We start from the raw sequence: 3,859 nt of genomic DNA, 5'->3' as shown, positions 1-3,859 counted from the left end.
GAACTCATCGACTTCCATGGCGGCTGGTCCAATGTCATGGACGTGACAATCGCCACGATGGAATGGGTGGCGTGGTATAACACCGAAAGGATACATTCTTACTGCGGGAACATTCCCCCGCGCGAGTGCGAGGAAGCGTTCCACCGGTCACGCGGCACAACGGCCCAGACCGGCTGAGAACCAACGACCCGAGCCTCCAGCATCGCCGGGGCGGTCCAAGGCCAAGTGCCCCGAGATGGCGGAGGACGCCGCGCAGGAGAAGGCGGAAGCCACCGTCGTCCAGCCGGAGGATCTCCGCAATCTGGAGGTGTTCATGCTGCTCCTCAGCAGGGCCGCCAACCCGCAGGTCCTGACCAGTCGCCGCGAGCAGGAGATTCAGGACCAGGCCTCTCTCATCTGGGGGAGGCTGCAGGCAATCGCCGCGGTTGAAGACGAGGACAGCCCGTTCCGGGAACTCGTCGATCAATGGCGGAAGTTCTACGAGCTCGACAGGCCCGTCCACGCACGGATGGGCATCCATCTGCTGATGGAGACGGAGGTCGACGGTGCAGTCGCCCTCGCCCAGGCCGCACACACGATCCTGGGCTTCAAGCGCCCCGATGGGGCGCAAGGCGCCAACCTGCTGGAGTTCTTCCTCAGGTAGACGCCCGCACACACATGGAGCGCGGCACGGACCCCCGTGCCGCGCTCCGCCTTTCGCGCGGCCGCTATCTTCATGCGGGCACCGGCCGACGTACCGAGATCAGACGTGCGGCGCCGCCGGCTTCCTGAGCTCACTCCCAGCCGACGGCGGACCGGCGGAGGGCGTGTCGCTACTGCGGGGCTGCGCTCCCGTCGAGCACCGGGCGAGGGCGTGCTACCGCGCCGTCCGGCGCGGCTACCGGAGACGACACCGAAGACCGTGAAGACCCCCGCCGGTCACAGGTACGGCTCGGTCCTGCTCGTCCATGCTCAACAGAAGTCACCTCGCGGCACCGATGGCCAGGCGTGATCCCAAGTCCAGGCGGACTCGCCGTAGGGGCGTACGTGCGACCAGAACAGCGGGGTGAGGCCGCGCTGGTCGGCCGGGGTGAGCGTGTTGGCCCAGACGTCCTCGGCCAGGACGTCCTGGAGCATCAGGGTGTTGACGTACACCAGCGAGGCTTGCAGGATCCGCAGGCACAGCGCGCCCATCTCGACTTCCTCGCGGCGGTTGGTGGAGATTTCGCCGCCCTTGCCGTAGTAGATGACGGCGTTGGCTGCGTTCCAGGACTCCACTACGTTCAGGCCCTCTTCGATCTCGCGTTGCAGGTCGCGGTCGCGCAGGTAGCGGGCGACGAACGCGGTGCGCTGGGCGCGGCCGATCTCCAGCATCGCCTGGTAGGCGGGGTGGGAGGCCGAGCGGGTGAAGCGCGACAGGATCGCCTCGGTGGAGGCGGTCCCGGTGCGGATCGCAGTGGCGTACTTGATGACCTGGTCGTAGTTGTTGCCGGATGTTCTCCTTGCCGGTCACCCGCTTGAACGCGTTGACCAGCTCCTTGGTGACCTTCTGCTCGGCCCGGGCGCCGATCCGGTGCACCGTGGCGATCAGCAGATCCACCAGCGAATCGGTGACCTCCCGCTCCCGCTCCACCAACAGCGCCGCCAACAACGTCACCGCCGCGGCGGGTGAACTCCGCGCGCGGCGCCGCAGATGCGAGGGCGACTCCACCACCGCACGCGCCCGCCAGGACGCCAACACCTTCGGCGCCACATCCGCGAACAGGTTCTCGGGCAGCCCTATCGCGCGGATCGCGGTCAGCTTGTCGATCTCCCGCAACATCGACTCCAGGCTGATGTTGCCCGGCATCGCCTTGATCAGCGCCAGCACCGACTCACCGTCGAACTCTTCCTCATCACCTCCTGCCGGCCCGGCCTCCGCAGCGCTCGACACGTCGTCGGGATCGGCGGGGCTGAAATCGACCAATCCCAGGACCCGGGCGCGCGCCGGCGCATCCAGCCGCGCCGCAATCACCGCGAACCACTTCTCCTCGGCGACGTGCAGCGCCGACCGCACCAGCCGAGTGACCCGATCCGGGGCGGGTGGCTCGATCAGCTCCGCGCGGCAGTGCCGCAGCAGCTCCTCCCGGACCCGGTCCGGGTGGCGTTCCGCGTGCGCCACCTCGGCCGCCAGCCACTGCGTCAGCTACTCGGCGTCGACCACCCCGCACACCCGAAACCCCAGGTGATCGCGGATCTGGGCGCGGTGGTACTCGTTCGTCCGGCCGGTCCAGTCATACAGCCCCAGCTCCGAGGCTGGCACTTTGACCTGCCGGGCGACGTAGTCGACCACCTCGTCGGCGAACTCCGCCCGCCCACGCGGAAACCGGCCATGCCGCGTGTAGTACTTCAGCAGCAGCGCGAACCCCAACCTCCCGCAACGCCACCTCGTCCTCAACCAGACGGACTGCCGTCGTCATCACCAGGTCGGCCCGGTCGAGAGCCCCCCGGTCTTAGGCCTGGGTGCGCGGCCAGGGCGGCTTCGGCGCGGAGGGCCCGTTCGCGCTGGTCGGTCTCGGCGGCGCGCGCGGTGTCGCGTTCGCGCTCCAGCGCCTGGGTTTCGGCGCGGTGAGCGGCCTGCGCGGCGGCCAGGTCGGTACGGGCGGTGTCGCGTTCGCCGCGCATCCGCTCGACGGCCTCGTCGGCGTTCTGCCGCTGCGCGTCGGCGCGGCGGACGTCTTGTTCGGCGGTTTCGCGGACGGCCCGCACGTCCTGCTCGGCCTGCGCGCGGACCGCGTCGATCTGCTGTCGGGCGCGCTGCAGCCGACCGGTGAGGTCGCCGATGGTCGCGTCCTTTTCGGTGATGGTCTGGCGGGCGGCGGCCAGGTCGGCGGTGGCCGTCTCCAGCCGCCCGGTCAGCGCGGCGGCGTCGGAGCGCGCCGCGGCCAGTTCCCGCTCCACCTCGGCGAGCCGGGCGCGGGCGGTGTCGCGCTCGGTGCGTGCCTCCTCGCGCGCCTGGACCGCCAGGACGGTCTCCTGCTCGGCCTTGTGCCGGGCCGTTTGATGGGCGGCGGCGGCGTCCTCGGCCAGCCGGGCCCGCTCGGTGGCGCCGTCGGCGCGCTCGGCGGCCCGCTCGGCGGCGGCGCGGGCGTCGGCGGCCTCGGACCGAGCGGTCCGCTCTCGGCGCTCGGCCTCCTTGCCGGCGGTGATGGCCTCGGTCGCGGCGGTGACGGCCTGGGTGGTCGTGGTCTCCAGCTCGGCGTTGCGGTCCAGCACGGTTCTACGCAGATCGGCCAAGTCGGCGGCGAGTTGGTCGTCGCGGGCGGCGGCGGCGCGCAGCAGGTCGGCGTGGGTGCGGCGGTCGGCCTGCTCCCGGTCGGCCCAGGCGATGACCGCCTGCAGCGGGGCCTCGACGGCGGCGCCGACGGTGGACTCGCGGGCGCGTCGGGCGGCCTCCTTGCAGTCCTGTCCGTCAGGCCCCTCCCCGCCGCGGTGGTACTCGCGGGGTCGGCCGGTTCCGGCGGCCGGCGGCAGCGGGCCCCGGCAGTGCTTGCACCTGCCGTGCGGTGCCGTCTCCCCCTCGAATCTGGGCGCGGTGCCGGTGTCGTCGACGCCGTGCTCGGCGTCGGGGGCGGGTTGCGCATTGCGGTCGGCGTCGGCGGCAGCCGGTACAGGCGATGCAGGAACGGTCACGCTCCCATCCTCCCGTTTCGTGAGCAGGTTCGCCACGAAACCCCGAATGTATTTTCGTGGTTTCGAGAAACCGGCTGCCTCTCCAGCTTGGATAGGGTTAAGGGATACTTAACCCGTGCCAGAATCGAGATCATCCGGCTAGGCTGGGCCCCGTGACGAGCGTTGATCGACCGGCCCCGGGCGACGCCCCGTCGAGCCACCCCCTGCC

The 3,859-nt window shown here is 70.8% G+C and carries 4 protein-coding genes and 1 pseudogene; 2 read left to right on the top strand and 3 right to left on the bottom strand.

What is annotated here, in order from left to right:
• Nucleotides 1–235: 235 nt before the first annotated feature.
• The gene (locus E1281_RS38300; protein WP_131884596.1) at nucleotides 236–643 is read left to right on the top strand and encodes a hypothetical protein; all 408 of its coding nucleotides are present in this window, start codon (nucleotides 236–238) and stop codon (nucleotides 641–643) included.
• A 308-nt stretch (nucleotides 644–951) separates the two neighbouring features.
• Here the strand turns inward: E1281_RS38300 and E1281_RS38295 are convergent.
• A pseudogene (locus tag E1281_RS38295) lies at nucleotides 952–1,455 on the bottom strand (Tn3 family transposase); the annotation flags it as partial.
• 41 nt (nucleotides 1,456–1,496) lie between these two features.
• Between E1281_RS38295 and E1281_RS38290 the strand changes: the two are divergent.
• On the top strand, nucleotides 1,497–2,207 hold the full coding sequence (locus E1281_RS38290; RefSeq protein ID WP_131884594.1) for a hypothetical protein: 711 nt from the start codon (nucleotides 1,497–1,499) through the stop codon (nucleotides 2,205–2,207).
• On the opposite strand, the gene E1281_RS38285 is transcribed toward E1281_RS38290, so the two are convergent.
• Together E1281_RS38285 and E1281_RS38280 are read right to left on the bottom strand one after the other, a co-directional pair.
• Nucleotides 2,165–2,389 carry a DUF4158 domain-containing protein gene (locus E1281_RS38285; RefSeq protein ID WP_165959296.1) on the bottom strand — a complete coding sequence of 75 codons (225 nt, stop codon included), beginning with the start codon at nucleotides 2,387–2,389 and terminating at the stop codon, nucleotides 2,165–2,167. The genes E1281_RS38290 and E1281_RS38285 overlap by 43 nt on opposite strands.
• A 23-nt stretch (nucleotides 2,390–2,412) precedes the next feature.
• Nucleotides 2,413–3,651 (bottom strand): hypothetical protein, encoded by a 1,239-nt coding sequence (locus E1281_RS38280; protein ID WP_131884592.1) that lies wholly within the window; start codon nucleotides 3,649–3,651, stop codon nucleotides 2,413–2,415.
• Nucleotides 3,652–3,859 lie beyond the last annotated feature (208 nt).

Source organism: Actinomadura sp. KC345 (genome assembly GCF_004348515.1).
GTDB lineage: Bacteria > Actinomycetota > Actinomycetes > Streptosporangiales > Streptosporangiaceae > Spirillospora.
This window is presented reverse-complemented; position numbering and strand designations above follow the sequence as displayed.